This window comes from Kitasatospora kazusensis, assembly GCF_039529945.1.
GTDB classification, from domain to species: domain Bacteria; phylum Actinomycetota; class Actinomycetes; order Streptomycetales; family Streptomycetaceae; genus Kitasatospora; species Kitasatospora kazusensis.
Map to the genome: position 1 here is coordinate 85,260 of NZ_BAAANT010000021.1, position 22,438 is coordinate 107,697.

Genomic DNA, 22,438 nt, shown 5'->3' on the forward strand with positions numbered 1-22,438 from the left:
GGCGGGCGCCGCTACGATCGGCCGCATGAGAGCTGACGGAACGTTCAGTGTGAAGAGCTTCGTGCCGACCGAGCTGGTCCCGGAGCCGGCCGTGCCGACCGGGGTCCCGGTGGGTGTCGCGAAGATGGAGAAGCATTTCGAGGGCGAGGTCGCGGGCCGCTCCGCCACGTTGTTCACCGCCGCGTTCGACCAGGCGACCGGCATCGGCACCTACGTGGCGATGGAGTCCTTCGAAGGCTCGCTGAACGGCCGCGAGGGCGCCTTCAACTTCGCCCACTCGGCGACCACGTCCGGCAGTGACCGCAGCGCCGAGTTCTTCGTCGTGGTGCCCTCCAGCGGTACCGGCGAACTGGCCGGGATCACCGGCACCGGCGGGATGACGGTCGAGGCCGACGGGACGCACCGGATCTGGTTCGACTACGAGACCGGCTGAGGCCCTGCGGGCCGGGCCGGGAGCCGGTCGCACCGACTCCCGGCGCCGGGACCGGCACAGAGAACCTGCCCCGGTCGGGCCGTCCGGCCCGCCGACAGGCCGCAGAGCCGCCCCCCGCCCGCCGACGCGGCTGATCCTGTCGGTCCCGCCGGTCCCGCCGGCCCCGCGCTGTTCCCGCCGAACGAAAGAAGTACCGCTGCCGTGCGACCTTCCCTCTTCACCGTCGACCGCCCGGGCCCGGGGCGGCTGAGCACCATGGCCCGACCCCGTGGCGGTGACTGGCTGGAGGACGAGATGACCGCGCTGCGCCGGCACGGCGTGGACGTGCTGGTCTGCGCGCTCACCGGCCCCGAACTCGACGAGCTCGGCCTCACCGAGGAGCCCCGGGCGGCGGTGGCGGCCGGGCTGCGGTTCGTCCCGCTGCCGATCCCCGACCGCACCGTGCCCGACCCCGCCGCCGTGCTGCCGGCGCTGCGCGAACTCGCCGGTCAGCTGCGCGCGGGCGCGCACGTCGTCACGCACTGCCGCGCGGGCATCGGCCGCTCCTCGCTGCTGGCGGCCGCGCTGCTGATCCTGGAGGGCGCCGACCCCGAGGACGCCTGGCAGCGCATCGAACGGGCCCGGGGCCTGGCCGTCCCCGACACCGCCGAACAACGGGCATGGGCGTTCGCCCTGCCCGCCGACGGGTCGGTCCAGGAGTAGCCGCCCCGGGCACCGGAGCCTGCTGCCTCAGACCTTGTCGGCCGCGATCATCAGGTACTGGAAGCTGCCCTCCTTGTAGGCGGTCAGGAAGGCCGACTCGATGCCGGTCGCCACGGACGACCCGGCCCGCAGCTCCCAGTAGGGGATGGTGGCGGCGGTCAGGTCGACGACGCTGATCGGGAGCAGGTTGTTCGCCGCCATGGCGGCGAAGTACGCGCTGCGCGGGTGGATGTCGCAGATGTAGTGCGCGTCGATCTGGCTGACGGCCCGGGACGGCTGGCGGCCGTGCACGTCGTTGAAGCAGCCGGTGATGGTGACGTACCGGCCACCGGGCTTCAGTACGCGGGCGTGCTCCGCGAAGAGCTCGTACAGGTCGACGTACATGGTGCTCTCGTTGTTCCAGACGGACCGGAAGGCGGCGTCCGGGAAGCCGTTGTCGAGCATGTTGCGGAAGTGGAAGGCGACCTTGTCGGCCACACCGCGCTGCTCGGCCTGCTGGTTGGCGAACTTCACCTGCTCCTCGGAGATGGAGATGCCGTCGCCCCGGCTGCCGAACCGGAGGTTGGCCATGAAGCTGGTGCCGCCCCGGCCGGAGCCCGCGTCGAGGATCCGGTCGTCCGGCCCGACCTCGCCGAGCTGGTCGAGGAGGAAGTCGGCCTGGGCGATCTCCAGCCGGTGCATCTCGGCGATCACCCGCTCCTCGCGGGTCTCCTCCGGGCCTTCGAGGGCGGTGTGGTCCACCGCGCCGATGCCGTAGTGGTGGTGGTACGTGCCGGTGACGTCGCCCAGCCGGATGTTGACGGGGTCCTTCTCCTCGTTCCAGTAGTCGGCCACCGACTGCTGGTACCTGGTGGTGAGGACGGGGGAGGGGGTGTCGAGAGTCGTCATGACTGCTTCTTCCTTCACTGGTTGTAGCGGGGGCTGGTGGCGTGCCACTCCCGGTTGCCGCCGAGCCAGGCCCACAGAGCGCCCAGGTAGCGGGTCAGGACCGGGTCGCCGGCGAGGGTGAGCGAGGCCGCTGCGGCCTCGAAGGAGCGCACGAGTTCGTCGTGGATCGCGGCGGACCGCTGGATCGCCTCGTCGGGCGAGCAGCCGTCCTCGGCCATCAGCACGGTGGGCAGGTTGTACTCGACACCCTGCGCGCCGCCCTCCTTGTGCATCGAGTAGATGTCGTTGAGCAGGACGGAGGCGAGGGCGGCCTGCAGGGTCGCCCGGCGGACGTCCGGGCGCCCGTAGACGTCGGCCGGGAGCAGGTAGCCGCCGACCGTGTCGACCAGTGTCATGCAGGGCAGGAAGCTGTTCATCTGACGATTCGCCAGATACTCCCAGACCGCCGGAGGGGTGCCCTCGATGCGCCAGCCCGCTTCGGCGTCCATGCCGAGGAAGAGCCCGGCGATCTCCTGCCGGAGCCGGTTGACCTGCGATCCGGTGGCGTACCGGCCCAGTTCCAGCACCGAGCGGCGGAGCGCGTGCCACACCGGCTGCTCGCGTATCTCGCGCTCGTAGCGCTCGTGGTACCCGCTCGGCATCCGGCCGGGGTCGATCGCCGCCTGGGCCAGCATCAGCTGCGGTCCCAGGCGCTGCGGCCGGCCGGTGGTGGCGGCGTCCTCGCAGAAGTAGTCGTCGACGGCGAACTCCGCCGCCATGCAACGGCCCGCGGCGAGCAGCCGGTCCGGGTCGTCGGTGTCGGGGTGGGCGAGCATCAGCAGCCGCCCGTAGTCCGCCTGCTGGAACTTGTCCAACTGGCCTTCGTAGATGCCTACTTCTTCGGCCCAGCGGACCAGGCGGCGGTTCACCTCCTCGCCCAGGGCGGGGTCGTCGCGCAGGGGCGGCGGGCAGTACAGCTCGGGGACGCGGCTCCCCCGGGGAGCCGCGGTTCGCGGCCGCAGCAGATCGGTGATCCGGGCCGCCGAAGTGCCCAGCCCGGTGGGGCCGGTGGGGACCGGCCGGTCGGTGGTGTCGAAGGCTGCCATCGGGTCCTCCTGGAGGGGACGGGTCAGGACCGGGGGGCGGCGATGTCGACGTTCTCCAGGATGCCGACGGCGTCCTGGACGAGGATCGCGGCCGAGTAGTAGGCCGTCACCAGGTACCGCATGACGGCGGTGTCGTCGATGCCCATGAACCGGACGTTCAGGCTCGGCTCGTACTCGTCCGGGATTCCGGTCTGGTGCAGCCCGATGACGCCCTGGTTCTCCTCGCCGGTCCGCATCGCCAGGATGGCGGAGGTGTGGCCGTCGGTGACCGGGATCTTGCTGCAGGGGAAGATCGGCACCCCGCGCCAGGCCGGGACCTGGTGGCCGCCCACGTCGACGCCGTCGGGGGAGATGCCGCGCCGGTTGCACTCGCGGAAGAAGGCCGCGACCGCCTTGGGGTGGGCCAGGAACATGTCGGTGCCCCGGCGCATCGCCAGCAGGTCGTCCATGTCGTCCGGGGTCGGCGGCCCGGACCAGGTGTTGATCCGCTGGTCGTAGTCGACGTTGTGGAGCAGGCCGAACTCCCGGTTGTTCAGCAGCTCCCACTCCTGGCGTTCGCGGATCTCCTCGACGGTCAGGCGCAGTTGCTCCTGCAACTGGTTCATCGGGTCGTTGTAGAGGTCGGCGACCCGGGAGTGCACCCGCAGGACGGTCTGGGTCAGCGAGAGTTCGTACTCGCGGGGTGCGAGGTCGTAGTCGACGAACGACCCGGGGATCTCGGACTCGCCTTCGTGGCCGGCCGAGACGGCGACCTCCACCTCGCCCTTGGAGTTGACCCTGCGGGAGGACCGGGTAAGGAAGGCGTCGACGTGCTCGCGCAGGCTCGCGGAGCGTTCGAACAGGCTCAGGAAGGAGTCCCACGGGAGGGCGAGCAGAGTCCCGGCCGTGGTGGCCTTCGCGGTGGCCGTCCACTTCGGCTCGCGGTGCAACAGTGCCTCGTCGCCGAGGTGGTCGCCGTCGGAGAGGGTGCCGACGGCTTTGCGGTCGCCGTACTTTCCGGTCACGATCCGTTCGACGCGGCCGTGCGCGATCAGGAAGACCTCCGTGATCGGCCGGCCCTCCTCGGCGAGGACGTCGCCACTGCGGAAATCGCGCGGGGTGAAGCGGCCGGCCAACTCGGCGAGCAGCGCGTCGTCGCCGAATCCGCGCAGCACCGGGATCTCCCGCAGCGTCTCGGGGATGACCCGGACGTTGTCCGCACCTGACTGGACGAAGCGGACCCGGCCCCGGCCGACCGCGAGCGAGAGTCTGCGATTGACCCGGTAGGTGCCGCCCGACACCTGCGTCCACGGGAGCCGGCGCAGCAGCCAGCGCGAGCTGATGCCCCGCATCTGCGGAGCGGACTTGGTCGTGGTGGCCAGGTTCCGCGCGGCGGCGGTGCTCAGGCTCAGCTGTACCGGGTCCTGGGCGGAGGACATGTCCGGCACTATCGGTTCTGTCGACATGGAGACTCTCCCGTAGAACTGGCGGGCAGGGTTGCCCGTACCGCGGTGCGGTGCGCTTCGCTGCCCGAATGCGGCGAGGTGCGGGAATGCGGAGGTGGCATACGGACGGGGAAGGACCGGGGCGGGGCGTACGGATGTGCAGGTGTCCGGGCGTGCCGGTGTGGCGCCGTGGCGGCGCACCGACGTGCGGATGTACGGAGAAAGCGGAGCGGAATGCGGAATTCCCGACCGACGGCGGCAGACGCTATCAAGATCGGTCAGCAGTGGACGTCGATACGCAACGAATCCGCCAATGTTCGCCCGGCCGGTCCGCGCTGTCCTCGGTGGATCCCGGCCGGGCAGGGGCGGCCCGGTTCGGGGTCGAACCCCCGGGGCTTGCAGTCGAGTTCGGCGGCGCCGGGGTGGCGGCCGGCCGGGGAGGGCGGCCCGCCGGCCCGGCGGGCCGCCCTGCGCATCCCCCCTTGGCCCGGGGAGCCAAGCGCGCCGGTCCGCAGTTGAGTTGCTCCCGTCAAGTCGCCCGCCTGCCACTTCCGCCTCATGGGGAACATGAGTGCGACAGTGGCTCAAATCCTCCGGTCGGCGACTGACCGTCTGTTAGAAGCGCCCGGGCGGCTCTGCCGGAGCCCCGGCCCGACAGGGCCCGCCGGAGCGGCACGACCGGGCGCCGGCCGGGTGCGGTCAGCCGAGGAAGCCCCGCAGCAGGGCCGCGGTGGCTTCGAGGTGCTCCTCGGTGGAGCGGCGGGCGGCTTCGACGTCGCCCGCCAGGATGGCCTCCGCCATCGCCCGGTGCTGCTCGCAGGCGTGGGCGATGTTGCGTTCCAGCATGGGGATGGCGTTGAGCAGGTCGTTGAGCCGCATCCGGCTCTCCGCGATGCCGGCCGCCAGCGAGTGCGAGCCGGTGAGTTCGGCGATCGCGAGGTGGAAGCGGGAGTCGAGCCGGCGGTAGTCCTCGGGGGCGGCCTCGTCCAGCTCGCCGAGGCGCCGGCGCAGGTAGTCGCGCTGTTCCGGGGTGAGCGTGCGTCTGGCGGCCTGTTCGGCGGCGCCGATCTCCAGGACCATCCGGAAGGTCAGCGCGTCCTCCAGCTCGGTGCCCATGTCCTGGACGGCGCGCCGGAGTTCGCCCAGGTCGGGCGGCGGCAGCCGGTAGGTGACGAAGGTGCCGCCGTAGCGCCCCCGACGGGACTCGACGCAGCCGGCCTGCTGGAGCGAGCGGATCGCGTCGCGCAGCGTCTCCCGGCTGACGTGCAGCCGGGCGGCGAGTTCCCGCTCGGGCGGCAGGCGGTCGCCGTACCCGAAGACGCCGAGCTTGACCGCCTCCAGGATCCGCTCGACCGTCTCCTCGAACGCGTTGCCCGTCCGGACGGGGCGGAAGATCGCGCCGCCCTGCCAGTCCATCCGTGTGTCGCGCTCGTCTGCTTGGTCCACGAGGGAATCGTACCGAGGTGCGGTTCCGTCCGGCGGGACCCGGAGGGGCTCTTGACGTGGGGGTGGCCGGGGGTGAAACATACGCGCTACGTCAATGGTCTGCTTTCGGGCCATTGATCGACCACAGTGCTGTGGGCGCACGTTTCGGATTCCCCCACCGAACCCCCAGGGGTGCGCATGTCTGCTGAACCTTCACCCGTCGACCATTCCGGCACAGCGATGCTGCCGACGGACACCCCCTCTGTCAACTCCGACGAAGCACGGTTGCGCGAGCTCGGCTACACGCAGGAGCTGGCCCGCTCCATGTCGGGCTTCTCGAACTTCGCCCTCTCCTTCTCGGTCGTCTCGATCCTCTCCGGCTGTCTCACCCTCTACGGCTTCGGGATGACCACCGGCGGCCCCGCCGTGATCGTCTGGGGCTGGCCGCTGGTCGGCGTGATGACCCTCGCCGTCGCCCTCGCGATGGCCGAGATCTGCTCCAGCTACCCGACCGCCGGCGGCCTCTACTACTGGGCCGCCAAGCTCGCCCCCTCACGCGGGCCGGCCTGGAGCTGGTTCACCGGCTACTTCAACTTCATGGGCCAGGTGGCCGTCACCGCCGGGGTCGACTTCGGCGCCGCGTTCTTCACCAACGCCTTCCTCGAACTCCAGTGGGGCTTCGCCGCCAGCCCCGCCCACACGGTGGAGATCTTCGCCGTGATCCTGCTCGTCCACGGCCTGCTCAACACCCGGGGCGTGCGGCTGGTGGCGATCCTGAACAACGTCAGCGTCTGGTGGCACGTGTTCGGTGTCGCGATCATCGTCGGCGCGCTCGCCGTGCTGCCCTCGCACCACGCCTCCGCCTCCTTCGTCTTCACCAAGTTCGTCAACGGCACCGGCTTCCACAGTTCCTTCTACGTCGCCATGCTGGGCCTGCTGCTCGCGCAGTACACCCTGACCGGCTACGACGCCTCCGCCCACATGACGGAGGAGACCCAGGACGCCGCCCGCTCCGGGCCCAAGGGCATCGTGAACTCGGTGCTGGTCTCGCTGGTCGCGGGCTGGATCCTGCTGATCGGCATCACCTTCGCGATCCAGAACTACGACGGCGCGGTCAACAGCCCGACCGGCGTACCGCCCGCCCAGATCTTCCTGGACGCCATCGGGGCGAGCGGCGCCAAGCTGCTGCTGCTGATCGTGATCGGCGCCCAGTTCTTCTGCGGCATGGCCTCCGTCACCGCCAACTCCCGGATGATCTACGCCTTCTCGCGCGACGGCGCACTGCCCGGCTCCCGCTTCTGGCACCGGATCAACCCCCGCACCCAGACCCCCACCAGCGCCGTCTGGCTCGCCACCGGCGGGGCCTTCCTGCTCGGCGCCCAGGACCTCTGGAACGCCACCGCGTACGCCGCCGTCACCTCCGTCTCGGTGATCGGCCTGTACATCGCCTACGTCATCCCGGTGTTCCTGAAGCTCCGCCAGGGTGATTCCTTCCAGCGCGGCCCGTGGCATCTCGGGCGCTGGAGCCGGCCGATCGGTATCGTCGCGGTGGTCTGGACCGTCGTGATCACCGTGCTCTTCATGCTCCCCACCCTCAGCCCCATCACCGCCGCCAACTTCAACTACACACCCGTCGCGGTCGCCGCCGTGCTCGGCTCGGCCGGGGTGTGGTGGCTGGTCTCGGCCCGGCACTGGTTCACCGGACCCAAGGTCCAGGGCCCGCCGAAGCAACTCGCCGACCTGCCGGACGAACTGGAGACCCGATGAGCAGTCCCCGCCTCACCCTGGACCATCTGCGCACCCTGGTCGCCGACGGCTCGGTCGACACCGTCGTGCTCGCCATGACCGACATGCAGGGCCGCCTCCAGGGCAAGCGCATCGCCGCCGAGTTCTTCCTCTCCGACGTGGTGCCCAACGCGGCCGAGGGCTGCGGCTACCTGCTCGCCGTCGACATCGACATGAACACCGTGGACGGGTACGAGAACTCCTCCTGGGAGACCGGCTACGGCGACTTCGTCCTCACCCCAGACCTGGCCACCCTGCGGACGATCCCCTGGCACCCCGCCACCGTGATGGTCCAGTGCGACGTGCACAACCACGACGGCACCCCCGTCGCGGTCTCCCCGCGCCAGGTGCTGCGCCGCCAGCTGGAGCGGCTCGCCGCGTACGGATGGCACGCCTACGCGGGCACCGAGCTGGAGTTCATCGTCTTCCGCGACAGCTACGAGCAGGCCTGGGACAAGGACTACGCCAAGCTCACCCCCGTCAACCAGTACAACGTCGACTACTCCATCCTGGGCACCTCGCGGATCGAACCGCTGCTGCGACGGCTGCGCAACGAGATGGCCGGCGCCGGGCTCACGGTGGAGTCGGCGAAGGGCGAGTGCAACCTCGGCCAGCACGAGATCGCCTTCAAGTACGGCCCGGCGCTCACCACTTGTGACGACCACTCGGTCTACAAGACCGGCGCCAAGGAGATCGCCTCGCAGGAGGGCGTCAGCCTCACCTTCATGGCGAAGTTCAACGAGCGCGAGGGCAACTCCTGCCACATCCACCTGAGCCTGCGCGACGATGACGGCCGGTCGGTGATGGCGGGCGACGAGGAGCACGGCTTCTCCAGGACGATGGAGCACTTCCTGGCCGGGCAGCTCGCCTGCCTCGCCGACTTCGCGCTGCTGCTCGCACCGACCGTCAACTCCTACAAGCGGTACGTCCCGGGCAGCTTCGCCCCCACCGCGATCGCCTGGGGGCGGGACAACCGCACCTGCGCGCTGCGGGTGGTCGGCCACGGGCCCTCGCTGCGCTTCGAGAACCGGGTGCCCGGCGGCGACGTCAACCCCTACCTCGCGGTCGCCGCGCTGATCGCGGCCGGCCTGCACGGGGTCGAGCAACAGCTCGCGCTGGAACCGGAGTTCACCGGAAACGCGTACGCCTCCGACGCCCGCCGGGTGCCTGCCACGCTGCGCGACGCCGTCCAGGCATTCGAGCACAGCGAGGTGGCGGCGCAGGCCTTCGGCAAGGACGTCGTCAAGCACTACACCCACGCCGGCCGGGTCGAACTCGCCGCCTTCGACGCGGCGGTGACCGACTGGGAGCGCCGTCGCGGATTCGAGCGGCTGTGACCGCCCGACCGCTGGTGGGGATCACCAGCTACCTCGAAGAGGCCGCCTGGGGCGTCTGGCGCCAGCCCGCCGCCCTCATCGCACAGAGCTACCTGGACGCCGTCGGCCGGGCCGGCGGCACCGCCGTGGTGCTGCCACCGCAGACCGGCGGCAGCGGCCGGCTGCTCGACCGGCTCGACGGACTGGTGATCGCCGGCGGCTCCGACATCGACCCGGCCCGGTACGGCGCACCCGTCCACCCGCTCACCGGCCCGCCCCACCACGCGCGCGACGCCTGGGAGTTCGAGCTGCTGCACGGCGCACTGGAGCGGGACCTGCCGCTGCTCGGCGTCTGCCGGGGCATGCAGCTGCTCAACGTCGCCCTCGGCGGCGACCTGGTGCAGCACCTGCCCGAGCAGACCGGCGGCGAGGGCCACCAGATCGCCCCCGGCACCTACAACCGCCAGCCGGTGATGATCAGTCCGGGCAGCAGGCTCGGCGGGATCCTGGGGAAGTCCGCCAAGGTCCCGTGCTACCACCACCAGGCGATCGGCCGGCTCGCCGAGGGGCTGCGGGCGACGGCCTGGAGCGCGGACGAGTCGGTCGAGGCGGTCGAACTCCCCGAGCAGAGCTTCGCCCTGGGCGTGCAGTGGCACCCCGAGGCCGACCCCACCGACACCCGACTGTTCGACGCGTTCGTTCTGGCCGCCCGTAAGGAGAGCAACTAGATGACCAGCCCGGAGCCCGACCTCTTCGACGTGGTCAACCCGGCCACCGAGGAGGTGATCGAGACGGTGGCGATGGCGGGCCTCGCCGAGACCGACGCCGCCGTCGCCCGAGCCAAGGCGGCCTTCGACGGCTGGCGCAGGGTCGCCCCCGCCGACCGGGCCCGCCTGCTGCGGGCCTTCGCCGCCGCGATCGACGCCGACCGCGAGCACCTGGCCCAGCTCGAAGTCGCCAACGCCGGCCACACCGTGGGCAACGCGCGCTGGGAGGCGGGCAACGCCCGGGACGTCTTCGAGTACTACGCCGCCGCGCCGGAGCGCAACTTCGGCCGGCAGATCCCGGTGGCCGGCGGCCTGGACATCACCTTCCAGGAGCCGCTGGGCGTGGTCGGGATCATCGTCCCGTGGAACTTCCCGATGCCGATCGCCGCCTGGGGCTCCGCCCCCGCACTGGCGGCCGGCAACACGGTGATCCTCAAGCCCGCCGAGCTGACCCCGCTGACCGCGCTGCGGCTGGGCGAACTCGCCCTCCAGGCAGGCATTCCGGAAGGGGTGTTCCAGGTCCTGCCCGGTCGCGGACCGGTGGTGGGCCAGCGCTTCGTCACCCACCCGGACGTCCGCAAGGTGGTCTTCACCGGCTCGTCCCGGGTCGGCAAGGGCGTCGCCGCCGGGTGCGCCGACCAGGTCAAGCCCGTCACCCTGGAGCTCGGCGGCAAGAGCGCCAACATCGTCTTCGCCGACGCCGACCTCGCCAAGGCCGCCGCCACCGCGCCCTACGCGGTCTTCGACAACGCCGGGCAGGACTGCTGCGCACGCTCCCGGATCCTCGTCCAGCAGTCGGTGTTCGACGAGTTCATGGGCCTGCTGGAGCCGGCCGTCCTCGGCGTCAAGGTCGGCGACCCCCGGGACGAGAAGACCGAGATGGGCCCGCTGATCTCCGCCGCCCAGCGCGAGCGGGTGGCCGGGTACGTCCCCGAGTCGGTCGCCGTCCGGGGCTCGGTGCCCGAGGGCAAGGGCTTCTGGTTCCCCGCGACGGTGCTCGCGCCGGTCGACCAGTCCTCCCCGGCGTTCACCGAGGAGATCTTCGGACCCGTGGTCGCCGTCGTCCCCTTCCGGGACGAGGAGGACGCGCTGCGGATCGCCAACTCCACCGAGTACGGCCTGTCCGGCTCGATCTGGACCCGCGACCTGGGCCGGGCGATCCGGGTGGCGCGGGGTGTGGAGGCGGGCAACCTGTCCGTCAACTCGCACTCCTCCGTGCGCTACGCGACCCCGTTCGGCGGCTACAAGCAGTCCGGCCTCGGCCGTGAACTCGGGCCGGACGCACTGAACGCTTTCACCGAGACCAAGAACGTCTTCATCTCAACCGAGGAGTAGCACCATGACCAACCGCCTCGACGGCCGCGTGGCCGTCATCACCGGTGCAGGCAGCGGAATCGGGCTCGCCACCGCCCGGCGGTTCGCCGCCGAAGGTGCGAAGGTCGTCTGCGTCGACCTCGACGCGGTGTCCGGCAAGGCGGCGGCCGAGGAGGTCGGCGGCCTGTTCATCCAGGCCGACGTGACCGACGAGGACGCCGTCCGCGCGATGTACGACACCGCCGTGGCCGAGTTCGGCCGCCTGGACATCGCGTTCAACAACGCCGGGATCTCGCCCCCCGACGACGACTCGATCCTGACCACCGGCCTGGAGGCGTGGAAGCGCGTCCAGGAGGTCAACCTGACCAGCGTCTACCTCTGCTGCAAGTACGCCATCCCGCACATGCAGCGCCAGGGCAAGGGCTCGATCATCAACACCGCCTCGTTCGTCGCGGTGATGGGCGCGGCCACCTCGCAGATCTCCTACAGCGCCTCCAAGGGCGGCGTGCTGGCGATGTCGCGCGAGCTGGGCGTGCAGTTCGCCCGCGAGGGCATCCGGGTCAACGCGCTCTGCCCGGGGCCGGTCAACACCCCGCTGCTCCAGGAGCTGTTCGCCAAGGACCCGGAGCGCGCCGCCCGCCGCCTGGTGCACATCCCGCTCGGCCGCTTCGCCGAGCCGACCGAGATCGCCGCGGCCGTCGCCTTCCTGGCGAGCGACGACTCCTCCTTCATGACGGCGAACACCTTCCTGGTGGACGGCGGCATCTCGGGCGCGTACGTCACCCCCCAGTAACCCGTTCATGCGGGGTCACTCACCTCCGGGGGCGCGGGGAACTGCGCGACCAGGGCACGACGTTCGTGCACGGTTGCGCGCGCAGTTCCCCGCGCCCCCATCCGGTTACCCCAGTGCGAACGGTCAACCGCGTCCCCGTCTGGTTGCCCCAGAGCGAGCGCTCACCCGCCCCACAGCTCCGAGCTTCGCGCAGCGACCACCGCAGCGACCCGCCCCACCGCCTCCCCGGCGGGAAGCGCCTCGGGGCGCCGCCCGTCCCGCAGGCGTAGCGCGACGGCCCCGGCCGAGGCCTCGCGGGCGCCGATGACGGCCTGGTACGGCACCAGCCGGGCGGCCCGGATCCTCGCGCCGAGGGTGCCGTGTTCGGGGCCGGCGAGTTCGGCTCGCAGGCCCTGGTCGAGGCACTGCTCGACCAGCGCGGCGGCGGCCGGGACTTCGGCCTCGGAGATCGGCACGGCCACCAGCTGGACGGGTGCGAGCCAGGCGGGGAAGGCCCCGCCGTGCACCTCGATCAGGTGGGCGACGGCCCGCTCCACGCTGCCGATGATGCTGCGGTGGACCATCACCGGCCGGTGCTTCGCCCCGTCGGCGCTGATGTAGTGCAGGTCGAACCGCTCGGGCTGGTGGAAGTCGATCTGCACGGTGGAGAGGGTGGACTCCCGGCCCGCGCCGTCGGCGATCTGCACGTCGATCTTGGGACCGTAGAACGCGGCCTCCCCTTCCACCGCCTCGTACGGCACCCCGGACGCTTCGAGCACCTCGGTCAGCAGCTTGCAGGACCGCTCCCACAGCTCGGGGTCGGCCACGTACTTGCCGCCCGCCCCGGGCAGCGAGAGGCGGTACCGGACGGCTTGGATGCCGAGCACGGCGTACGCGCGGCGGATCAGCTCCAGCGCTCCGAGCGCCTCCCCGGCGGCCTGCTCAGGGGTGCAGAAGATGTGCGCGTCGTTGAGCTGGATCGCCCGGACCCTGGTCAGCCCGCCCAGCACCCCGGACAGCTCGGAGCGGTGCATGCCGCCCAACTCCGCCATCCGCAGTGGTAGTTCCCGGTAGCTGTGGGCCCGGGAGCGGTAGATCAGCGCGTGGTGCGGGCAGAGGCTGGGCCGCAGCACCAGCTGTTCGCCGCCGAGGTCCATCGGCGGGAACATGTCCTCGCTGTAGTGCGACCAGTGCCCGGAGATCTCGTACAGCTCGCGTTTGCCGAGCACCGGCGAGTACACGTGCCGGTATCCGGCGCGGCGCTCGACGCCCAGGATGTACTGCTCCAGGGCCTGCCGGACGGCCGCGCCGGCGGGCAGCCAGTACGGCAGGCCGGAGCCGATCAGCGGGTCGGTGTCGAACAGGTCCAGCTCGCGGCCGAGCTTGCGGTGGTCGTGCACGGTGGTCTCCTCACGGATGGTGAGGCGAGTGCCCGACACGCCGAAGCCCCGGGGCACTCGCCCCGGGGCTTCGGACAGTCAGCTGTCAGCGCGCCGGGACATCGTCCGGCGTCGTCGTCACAACAGCTGCGCGCTTCATGGTTTCGAGGCTAGCAGAGGGTGCGGCGGCGGTGTGTCGATTTCCCGGCCGCGGCGCGACAGCGCGCTCGGCCACCACATCCGGTGGTCCAGGTCGATGGTGAGCGCGGTGACCAGGACGGAGCGGACCACCAGGGTGTCCAGCAGCACGCCGAGTGCCACCGCGAAGCCGATCTCGGCGAAGCCCACCACCGGCAGGGTGCCGAGCACGCCGAAGGTGCTCGCCAGGATCAGCCCGGCGGAGGTGATCACGCCGCCGGTCGCCGCCAGCCCGGCGACCGCACCGGCCTTGGTGCCCCGGTGCAGGGACTCCTCGCGGACCCGGGTCATCAGGAAGATGTTGTAGTCGATGCCGAGCGCGACCAGGAAGACGAACACGAACAGAGGGAAGGCATTGTCCTGGCCCTGGAAGTGGAAGACGTGCGCGAAGATGAACGCGCTGATGCCCAGCGCCGCCGCGTAGCTGAGCACGACGGTCGCGATCAGTACCAGCGGTGCGACCACCGCCCGCAGCAGTCCGGCCAGGATCAGCAGGACCACCACCAGTACCAGCGGGATGATCGCCCGGTTGTCGGCCGCGGCGGCCCGTCCGGCGTCCAGGATCACCGCCGTGCTGCCGCCGACCTTGGCATCGGCGTCCGGCAGGGCGTGCACGGCGGTGCGGACCCGGTCGACGGTCGCCTTGGCCTGGCTGCTGTCCGGTGGATCGGCCAGCGTCGCCTGGATGAACGCCTTGCCCTGCTGGAACACCGGCACGGTCGTCCCGGCGATGCCGGGGGTGGCGAGGACGGTCCGCTCGACGGTGGCGGCCGAGCCGGCGGTGCTGATGATCGACAGCGGTGCGCCGGTGCCGCCGGGGAAGTGCTGCTCGACCACCTGCTGGCCGACCACCGAGTCGGGCTTGCCGGTGAAACTCCCGGCCGTGCTCAGCCCGTTCGCGTTCAGCGAGAACAGCCCCAGGCAGCAGGCGGCCAGCGCCAGGCCGGTGCCGGCCCAGACCTTGCGCGGTCGCCGGCCGATCCACGCGCCGACGTGCGCCCAGCGGCCGGTCGCGGTCGGCTCGGGCGTGCCGTACGCGGGTTTGACCGGCCAGAACACCCACCGCCCGCAGACCACCAGCAGGGCGGGCAGCAGTGTCGTCATCGCCAGCAGGGCGACCAGGACGCCGATCGCGCAGACCGGTCCGAGCCCTCGGGTCGAGTTCATCTTCGCGATGGTCAGGCAGAGCATCGAGGCGATCACCGTGGCCGAGCTGGCGCCGATGGCCGGCCCGGCCCGGTGCAGGGCGAACGCCATCGCCTCGTGCCGGTCCCGGTGCCGGCGCAGCTCCTCGCGGTAGCGGGCGGTCAGCAGCAGGGCGTAGTCCGTTCCGGCGCCCAGCACCAGCACGACCAGGATGCCCGCGCTCTGCGCGTTGACGGTCAGCCCGGCGTGCTTGGCGAGCAGGTAGATCCCGCCCTCGGCGACGGTCAGCGCGACACCGGCGGAGAGCAGCGGCAGCAGCCACAGCACCGGGCTGCGGTAGGTGAGCAGCAGCAGGACGATGACGACGCTGACGGTCGCGTACAGCAGCGTGCCGTCGATGCCCGCGAACGCGGCGGCCTGGTCGGCGGCGATCCCGGCGGGCCCGGTGACATGGGTCGCCATGCCGAGGCTGTCGGTGGCGGCGGTGGCCCGCATGCTGTCCACGGCGGGCCGCAGCTGGTTCCAGCCGCCGCCACCGCTGATGTCCACCGGCACCACGGTCTGGAGGGCCTTGCCGTCGGTGGACTCCTGCGGCCCGACGACTCTGCCGATCACGTGCGGGGCGCTCACGAAGGCCATCGCGTCCCGCGCGGCCTTGGCCCGGTCGGCGGCGGTGATCCCGTCGGCGCGCTGGTAGACCACCACGGCCTGGGCCTGGTCGACGGGCTGGAACGCCCGCTGCTCGTTCAGTACCTGGGTCGACTCGGCGCTGCCGGGCAGCCAGCTGGACGCCTGGTTGTCCTCGGCGCCCATCAGCTTCCCGGCCAGTGGCCCGGCCGCCGCGATCAGGACGAGCCAGAGCACGAGCACCACCCATTTGCTGCGGCGGCCGCAGGGGAGTGCGGCGAGTCGGCCGGAGGGGCTGGGGGCCGGGGTTTGCTGGATGTCCATCTCGTACTCCCGAACGGGTGTCTGCGGATGCTTCCAGGGGGAGCGGGCGCGGAGAAGAGCGGGTCCGGTTACGCGGGGGCGGGGAGGTGGTGGTGCGGGGGGACGCCGGGCGGGATCTCCAGCTCGAACCAGACCACCTTGCCCTCGGTGGTGCTGCGGCTGCCCCAGCGGTGGGCGAGTTCGTTGATCAGGTGCATCCCGCGCCCGCCCTCGTCCGAGTCGTTCGCGCGGCGCGGGGCGGGCGGGTGGCTGTCGATGTCGGCGACCTCAACGGTCAGCAACCGGTTGCGGAAGATCCGCAGTTCGGTGGGCGCACCGGCGTGGGTCAGGGCGTTGGTGATCAGCTCGCTGGTGAGCAGTTCGGCGATGTCGCCGAGGCTTCCCAACTCCCAGCAGTCGAGGGTGCGGCGGACGAAGCGGCGGGCGTGCCCGACCATCGCGAGGTCCCCGGCCAGTGGCAGCACGGCCAGCCGGTAGGTCTCGATCGGACGGACGTGGGCCATGATCACGGCGATGTCGTCCTGGCCGGCGCCGGCGTGTGCGCCGAGGGTGTCGAGCACGGCGTCGCAGGTCTCCTCCAGGGTGGGCCGGCGATCGGCCACCGTCCGGCGCAGCAGCTCCAGGCCCTCGTCGAGGTCCTGGTCCCGGCGCTCGACCAGGCCGTCGGTGTACAGCACCAGGATGCCGTCCTCGGGCAGCGTGAACTCGACGCTCTCGAACGGCACCCCGCCGATGCCCAGCGGTATGCCGGCCGGCAGCTCCAGCAGGTGGGCGGCGCCGGACGCGTCGCCGATCACCGGCGGCAGATGACCCGCGCAGCAGGCGACACAGGAGCGGTCCACCGGGTCGAAGACCACACAGACGCAGGTGGCGAACTGTCCCTCGCCGACCGCCGAAGCGGCGTCGTCCAGCCGCCGCATGACCCGGGTCGGGTCCATGTCCATGGTGATCAACGTCCTTGCCACCGTACGGAGTTGGCCCATCGTAGCGGCCGCCCGGATGCCGTGGCCCATCACATCGCCGACGATCAGTGCGACGCGTCCGCCGGAGAGCGGCACCACGTCGAACCAGTCGCCGCCCACCTCGCTCACCACGCTGCTCGGCAGGTACCGGTAGGCGATCTCCAACCCGAGCGAGCGGTGCACCTCCTGCGGCAGCAGACTGCGCTGCAACGTCAGCGCGGTGTCCCGCTCACGCCGGTACAGCCGGGCGTTGTCGATGCAGACCGCCGCCCGCGCGGCCAGCTCCTCCGCCAGCGCGACGTCGGCCGCGCTGAACGGCTCCGGGTTGGCCGTCCGGATGAACTCCGCGCCGCCGAGCACCACACCCCGGGCCAGCAGCGGCACCATCAGATAGGAGTGGATGCCCGCCTCCAGGCTGGGATCCACCCGGTCCGGCGAGGCGACGATCCGGTGCAGCGCCTCCTCGTCCACCTCGGCGACCAGGATCGAACGCCCACTCCGCAGGCTCTCCGCGTACAGCTTCGCGGACCGGGACGGCTCGCCGACGGCGTCGGCGGCCCCCGACATCACCACCGACTCGCCGAGCTCGCCGACCGCGACGGCTCGCATCATGGCCGGTCCGGAGAGCGGCAGCGGCGCGGCCTCCTCGCCCGCCAGCACCGACTCCAGCAGGTCGACGGTCACGAAGTCGGCGAAGCGCGGTATCACCACCTCCACCAACTCCCGTGCGGTGCGGTTCAGATCGAGCGTGGTGCCGATCCGGGAGCTCGCCTCGTTCAGCAGTGTCAGCCGCTGCTGGGCGGCCTCCGCCTTCTCCAGCGCCACCTGCCGCTCGCGGGCCGCGTCCCGCTCCCGGGTGTACAGCAGCGCGTTGTCGATCGCGACGGCCGCGCGCGCGGCCAACTCCGAGGCCAGCGCGAGGTCCTCCTCGTCGTACGCGCGCTCCGTCACGTTCCGGTAGAACGCGGCGACGCCGACCGGCGCACCCCGGGCGATCAGCGGCACCACGATGAGCGAACGCACCCCCTCCCGGACGGCGGCGTCCGCCCGGGCCGGGTCGTCCGCGAACCAGGTCAGCCCGGTCTCGTCCATCCGGGGCACCAGCAGCGGGCGCCGGTGCGCCAGCGCCCAGGCGTACGGGGTGGAGGGGTGGAACCGGTGCACCGAGCCGACCGCCGCGACCGGTGTCATCGCCGAGGCCGGAGCGCTGTGGAAGGCCATCCGGCGCAGCACCGCCGAACGGTCCGCCCGCCCGGGGACCTCCGCCTCGCGGCCCTCGATCAGCGACTCCAGCACCTCCACCACCACGGTGTCCGCCAGCAGCGGGGTCGCGACCTGGGCCAGTTCACGGGCGGTCTGCGCCAGGTCGAGCGTGGTGCCGATCCCGGCCGAGGCCGCGTTGATCAACGCCAGCCGTTCCTGCGCCGCCTTGGCCTCGCGCAGCGCCTGGGCCCGGGCCCGGACCGTCTCGTGCTGGCGCTGGTAGAGCAGCGCGTTGTCGATCGCCACGGCGGCCCGGGAGACCAACTCGTCACCCAGCGTGATGTCGGCCGCGCCGAACGACTCCCGGTCACCGCGCCGGGAGTACACCACCATCCCCAGCACGACGCCCCGGGCCACCAGCGGGGTGATCCGCACCGGACGGGAGCTCTTGCCCCGGAAGGCCTTCACCCGCTCGTTCGGCATGCCCGAGGCCAGCAGCGGCAGCTCCCAGGACGGTGCCACCACCGTCCGGCCGGACCGCATCGCCTCGGCGTACACGGAGTCCGCGGGCAGCCGGTACACCGCCTCGGTCGGCAGGTGCTCCACCGGATAGTCCGGGTCGATGGTGGAGAGCGCGAGCCGGCGGACCCAACGGTCACCCGAGTCCTCCTCGGCCCGCTCGGGGTCGGCCCCGGAGACCAGCCGCTCCAGCGCGAAGACCCCGCTGACGTCCGCGATCCGGGGCACCATCGCCTCGGCCAGCTCCCGGGTGGTCCGGCGCAGGTCGAGCGTGGTGCCGATCGAGGCGGTGGCCTCCATCAGCACCGCCAGGCGCTCCGTCGCCCGGGCGGCACGGGACTCGGCCCGGTAGCGCTCCGTCACGTCGATCAGGGTGGAACTGACCCCGAGCACCTGGCCGTCCGGCTGGTCCAGCCGGAAGTACGAGGCGGACCAGGCGTGGTCGTGGTCCGGGTCGCCCGGGGTCCGCCCGTGCGAACGCGCGTCCACCACCGCCTCGCCGGTCTCCAGCACCCGGCGCATCACCGCCTCGACCTCGGTGCCGTTGATCCCCGGCAGCACCTCCGTCACCCGCCGCCCCAGGTGCTCGGCGGCCGGGATGCCGTTCACCCGGGCCAGCGCGTCGTTCAGCCGGACGTAACGCAGCTCGGGGTCGTAGACCACCATCCCCACCGGCGACTGGGTGAAGAAGCCGTCCAGCACCGCGAGGTCCTCCTGCACCCGCCGCAGCGCCGTCACGTCGGACGCCACCGCGAGCACCAGCGGACGGCCGTCCGGCCCAGCGATCGGATGGGTACGGAACTCCAGGTTCACGTAGTGGCCCTCCAGATGCCGGACGGGGAACACCCCCGACCAGGCCCGGCCGCCGACGATCCCGTCGAACAGCTCCAGCACCTCGGACCGCTGCTCCTCGCCCGCCAGGATCTGCGCGGCCAGCGAGCCGACGGCCTGCTCGGCGGTGTAGCCGAGCAGCGCCTCGGCATCGGCGCTCCAGTGCAGGATGCGGCCGTCCTCGGCGATCAGCGCCGTCGCGATCGGCACCACCAGCGGGCCGTCGTGAATCCGCTCCCCGCCCGCCGTGGTCCGGCGGGACCCGTCGCCGGGGCCCTGCTGCTCGTCGGTGTGCATGTCCACGCAACCGCCCGGGGGTCATTTTTCCGCCCTGACATCGTCCCATGGGGCCGGGACCCGTGCCGCTCGCGCCCCTCCGGGGGGGATCGGGGGTCCCCAGGGGCGCGGGGATCTCGCGACGGTTAGGGGTAACCCCCAGGGGCGCGGGGAACTGCGCGAATCGGGAGTGACGGTGCGGTGCCTTCCGCCCTCGCGCAGTTCCTCGCGCCCCTGGATGGTGCGGGCTCGCCTTTAGGTGAGGGCGGCTACCGCTGCCGCGCCGACGAGGCCCGCGTCGGTGCCCAGGTGGGCGCGGTGGATCTTGAGGTCGGCGGCGAAGGGGAGGGCCGCGTAGGTGGTGAGGTGCCGTCGCAAGGGGCCGAGGAGGAGTTCGCCGACCTGGGCGACGCCACCGCCGATCACCACCGCGTCCAGCTCCACCAGGGTCGCCGTGGCGGCGATCCCCGCCGCCAGCGCCCGACCGGCCCGGTCGTACGCGGCGAGCGCGATCGGATCGCCGGCCCGGGCGGAGGCCGCCACCGCGACCGCCGAGGCGTCCTGTGAGCTCGGCTGCCAGCCGCTCCGCAGGGCGTGGCGGGCGATGGCCGTCCCGCTGGCCAGCTGCTCCAGGCAGCCCCGGCTGCCGCACGGGCACGGTTCGCCGTCCAGGTCGACGGTGATGTGGCCGATGTGCCCGGCGTTGCCGGTCCGCCCGGTGTGCAGCGCACCGCCCAGGATCAGCCCGCCGCCCACTCCGGTGGAGACCACCATGCAGAGCGCGTTGTCGTACGGGCGCGCCGCGCCGAACCGGTGCTCGGCGGCGGCGATCGCGATCCCGTCCCCGGCCAGTACCACCCGCCCCCGCGCGGGCGCCAGGTGCGCGGAGATCCGTTCCACCAGCGGGAAGTCGCGCCAGCCCGGGATGTTGACCGGGCTCACGGTGCCGCGCGCGGTGTCCACCGGCCCGGCGCTGCCCACGCCCACCGCGCGGACCCCGGGCCAGCGCGGTGAGGCGGCCAGTTCGTCGAGCAGGTCGAGCACCGTGCGCAGCACCGTCTCCCCGCCCGCCGTCGCCGGGGTGGGCCGCTGGGTGCGGGCGAACAGGGTGCCGGCCTCGTCCACCAAGGCCGCCGCGATCTTGGTGCCGCCGATGTCGACGGCGGCGACGACGCCCCCGCCGGCGTCCGGCCTGGAGTCGGTGTCCACGTGCGTTCCTCCCGTATTACCTGGTGCGCGGCTGCCCGTACGTGTGCCGTCCAGATTCTGGCACTGTCGCGGCCGATAGACTCACGCCCGCCCCCAGGCGGTCAGCGGCGACCGTCCACACCCCTGCCCGAGGACCTTCCCCATGCCGCTGGCGCTCGTCGCCCTCGCCATCACCGCCTTCGCCATCGGCACCACCGAGTTCGCCGCGATGGGCCTGCTGCCGCAGGTCGCCGACGACCTGCACGTCTCGATCCCGCAGGCCGGCTGGCTGATCTCGGCGTACGCGATCGGGGTGGTCGTCGGGGCTCCGCTGCTCACCGCCGCTTCGGCCCGGCTGCCGCGCAAGGCGGTCCTGACCGGTCTCGCCGGGTTGTTCACGGTGGGCAACCTGCTCTGCGCCGTCGCTCCCGACTTCGGTCTGCTGGCCGCCGCCCGGGTGATCGCAGGCCTCCCGCACGGCGCCTTCTTCGGGGCCGGGGCGGTCGCCGCCGCCGAACTCGCCGCGCCGCACCTGCGGGCCCGTGCGGTGTCGGTGATGTTCTCCGGCCTCACCATCGCCAACATCCTCGGCGTCCCGGCCGCGACCCTGCTCGGGCAGCACCTGGGGTGGCGGGCCGCGATGCTGGTGGTCGTGGTGATCGGGGCGCTGGGCACCACCGCGATCGCCCGGCTCGTCCCGCCGCTGCCCGCCCACCCGCAGGCCGGCCTGCGGCACGAGCTCGCCGCCTTCCGCAGCGGGCAGCTGTGGCTGGCACTGGGGACGGTGGTCTTCGGCTGCGCCGGGCTGTTCTCCTGCTACTCCTACATCACGCCGATCCTCACCCGGGTCTCCGGCTTCGGCTCGGGTTCGGTGACGGTGGTGCTCGCGCTGTTCGGAGTCGGCATGACGCTGGGCAACGCGATCGGCGGGTACGCGGCGGACCGGGCGCTGCGGCCCGCGATCTGCGCGGCCTTCCTGCTGATGGCGCTGGCGCTGGCGGCGTTCTCGCTCACCGCGCGGACGGAGTGGTCGGCGGCGGTCACCGTCGTGCTGATCGGGCTGTTCGGCTTCGCGACCGTGCCCACCGTGCAGACCCTGGTGCTGCAGAAGGCCCGACGGGCGCCCACGCTGGCCTCCGCGACGGTGCAGGCCGCGTTCAACCTGGCGAACGCGCAGGGCGCCTTCTTCGGCGGGCTCGCCCTGAGCGCGGGCCTCGGGTGGGTGTCGCCGGCCCTGGTCGGGGCCGGACTGGCGGGCGTCGGCTTCGTCGTCGCGGCCGTCTCCTGGGCGGTCGACCGGGGTGAGCCGGGGGCGGCTGTGAGCGGGGCCACCACGGACGCCGGATCGGCAAGATCCAATGCGACCGTGGGTGTCCGGCGCGTCGCGGACGGTGCGGAATGTGCCCGGCCTCACGTGCTCCGGGGTGTGGCCGCGGGCACAAAGCGGGGCTGATCGATCTTGGGTGCCTGCCCGAAACCCCGGTTCCTCGGGCCCGAGGAACCCCGGCTACCTTCGGTAACACCGGTCTGAGCTGGGAATTCGCCGGAATCCTTGAACCGGGCCGTGGTGGTCCGTAGCTTCGTAACCAGTGCAACGAGCACTACCCGGGTTCACCCCCACAGCCCACGCCCTCCGGGGCGGACGGTGCACGGGCCGGTGACCGGGGCGGCAGGCCACGCCGGATGCGTGAGCGGCCGCTCGTCGAGTGCGACGTACCGAAGCAGCCCCTGACGGGTTCCTTCGTGCTGTCCGCCCGGGGTGTCCGAGAGGATCTGTATGACCTTCCGTAACGAGACCGCCGCTGCCACCTCGACCACCAAGCGCAACCGCGTGCGGATGGCCCTCATGGGAGGCGCCGTGCTGGTCCTCCCGG

At 72.1% G+C, this 22,438-nt stretch carries 16 protein-coding genes; 8 read left to right on the plus strand and 8 right to left on the minus strand.

Annotated elements, in window-relative coordinates; all coding sequences use genetic code 11:
- The first annotated feature begins 25 nt into the window (after nt 1-25).
- Entirely contained in the window at nt 26-433 is a 408-nt protein-coding gene (locus ABD330_RS19055; RefSeq protein ID WP_344466601.1) for a DUF3224 domain-containing protein, read from the plus strand.
- 201 nt (nt 434-634) lie between these two features.
- The gene (locus ABD330_RS19060; RefSeq protein WP_344466603.1) at nt 635-1,135 is read left to right on the plus strand and encodes a phosphatase domain-containing putative toxin; all 501 of its coding nucleotides are present in this window, start codon (nt 635-637) and stop codon (nt 1,133-1,135) included.
- 27 nt (nt 1,136-1,162) lie between these two features.
- Here the strand turns inward: ABD330_RS19060 and ABD330_RS19065 are convergent, their stop codons facing one another.
- The 4 genes from ABD330_RS19065 to ABD330_RS19080 all read right to left on the minus strand — a co-directional run bounded on the left by ABD330_RS19065 (nt 1,163) and on the right by ABD330_RS19080 (nt 5,978).
- Nucleotides 1,163-2,023 (minus strand): geranyl diphosphate 2-C-methyltransferase, encoded by an 861-nt coding sequence (locus ABD330_RS19065; protein ID WP_344466605.1) that lies wholly within the window; start codon nt 2,021-2,023, stop codon nt 1,163-1,165.
- A 14-nt stretch (nt 2,024-2,037) separates the two neighbouring features.
- On the minus strand, nt 2,038-3,108 hold the full coding sequence (locus tag ABD330_RS19070) for a family 2 encapsulin nanocompartment cargo protein terpene cyclase (protein WP_344466607.1): 1,071 nt from the start codon (nt 3,106-3,108) through the stop codon (nt 2,038-2,040).
- A gap of 23 nt (nt 3,109-3,131) precedes the next feature.
- Nucleotides 3,132-4,526, minus strand: a complete 1,395-nt coding sequence (locus ABD330_RS19075; RefSeq protein ID WP_344466609.1) for a family 2B encapsulin nanocompartment shell protein — start codon at nt 4,524-4,526, stop codon at nt 3,132-3,134.
- 705 nt (nt 4,527-5,231) lie between these two features.
- Entirely contained in the window at nt 5,232-5,978 is a 747-nt protein-coding gene (locus ABD330_RS19080) for a FadR/GntR family transcriptional regulator (RefSeq protein WP_344466611.1), read from the minus strand.
- A gap of 177 nt (nt 5,979-6,155) precedes the next feature.
- Here ABD330_RS19080 and ABD330_RS19085 point away from each other — a divergent pair, with 177 nt between their 5' ends.
- The 5 genes from ABD330_RS19085 to ABD330_RS19105 are packed head-to-tail and all read left to right on the plus strand — an operon-like array spanning nt 6,156 to nt 11,932.
- Nucleotides 6,156-7,724 carry an amino acid permease gene (locus tag ABD330_RS19085; RefSeq protein WP_425555578.1) on the plus strand — a complete coding sequence of 523 codons (1,569 nt, stop codon included), beginning with the start codon at nt 6,156-6,158 and terminating at the stop codon, nt 7,722-7,724.
- On the plus strand, nt 7,721-9,079 hold the full coding sequence (locus ABD330_RS19090; RefSeq protein ID WP_344466613.1) for a glutamine synthetase family protein: 1,359 nt from the start codon (nt 7,721-7,723) through the stop codon (nt 9,077-9,079). Before ABD330_RS19085 ends, ABD330_RS19090 begins: the two co-directional genes overlap by 4 nt.
- Nucleotides 9,076-9,786, plus strand: coding sequence for a gamma-glutamyl-gamma-aminobutyrate hydrolase family protein (locus ABD330_RS19095; protein WP_344466615.1), 711 nt, complete (start codon nt 9,076-9,078; stop codon nt 9,784-9,786). The genes ABD330_RS19090 and ABD330_RS19095 overlap by 4 nt, the downstream gene beginning before the upstream one ends.
- The gene (locus ABD330_RS19100) at nt 9,787-11,160 is read left to right on the plus strand and encodes an aldehyde dehydrogenase family protein (RefSeq protein ID WP_344466617.1); all 1,374 of its coding nucleotides are present in this window, start codon (nt 9,787-9,789) and stop codon (nt 11,158-11,160) included.
- 4 nt (nt 11,161-11,164) lie between these two features.
- Nucleotides 11,165-11,932: a 3-oxoacyl-ACP reductase gene (locus tag ABD330_RS19105; RefSeq protein ID WP_344466619.1), complete on the plus strand. Its 768-nt coding sequence runs from the start codon at nt 11,165-11,167 to the stop codon at nt 11,930-11,932.
- A gap of 161 nt (nt 11,933-12,093) precedes the next feature.
- On the opposite strand, the gene thrS is transcribed toward ABD330_RS19105, so the two are convergent.
- From thrS to ABD330_RS19125, 4 genes are all read right to left on the minus strand, one after another.
- Nucleotides 12,094-13,350: a threonine--tRNA ligase gene (gene thrS, locus ABD330_RS19110; protein ID WP_344466621.1), complete on the minus strand. Its 1,257-nt coding sequence runs from the start codon at nt 13,348-13,350 to the stop codon at nt 12,094-12,096.
- Nucleotides 13,351-13,446: 96 nt separating this feature from the next.
- Nucleotides 13,447-15,585: an MMPL family transporter gene (locus tag ABD330_RS19115; RefSeq protein WP_344466623.1), complete on the minus strand. Its 2,139-nt coding sequence runs from the start codon at nt 15,583-15,585 to the stop codon at nt 13,447-13,449.
- Between the two features lie 68 nt (nt 15,586-15,653).
- Nucleotides 15,654-19,397 carry a SpoIIE family protein phosphatase gene (locus ABD330_RS19120; protein ID WP_344466625.1) on the minus strand — a complete coding sequence of 1,248 codons (3,744 nt, stop codon included), beginning with the start codon at nt 19,395-19,397 and terminating at the stop codon, nt 15,654-15,656.
- Nucleotides 19,398-19,631: 234 nt separating this feature from the next.
- Nucleotides 19,632-20,585, minus strand: a complete 954-nt coding sequence (locus tag ABD330_RS19125) for an ROK family protein (RefSeq protein ID WP_344466627.1) — start codon at nt 20,583-20,585, stop codon at nt 19,632-19,634.
- 142 nt (nt 20,586-20,727) lie between these two features.
- Here ABD330_RS19125 and ABD330_RS19130 point away from each other — a divergent pair, with 142 nt between their 5' ends.
- The gene (locus tag ABD330_RS19130; protein ID WP_344466629.1) at nt 20,728-22,017 is read left to right on the plus strand and encodes an MFS transporter; all 1,290 of its coding nucleotides are present in this window, start codon (nt 20,728-20,730) and stop codon (nt 22,015-22,017) included.
- Nucleotides 22,018-22,438: the final 421 nt, after the last annotated feature.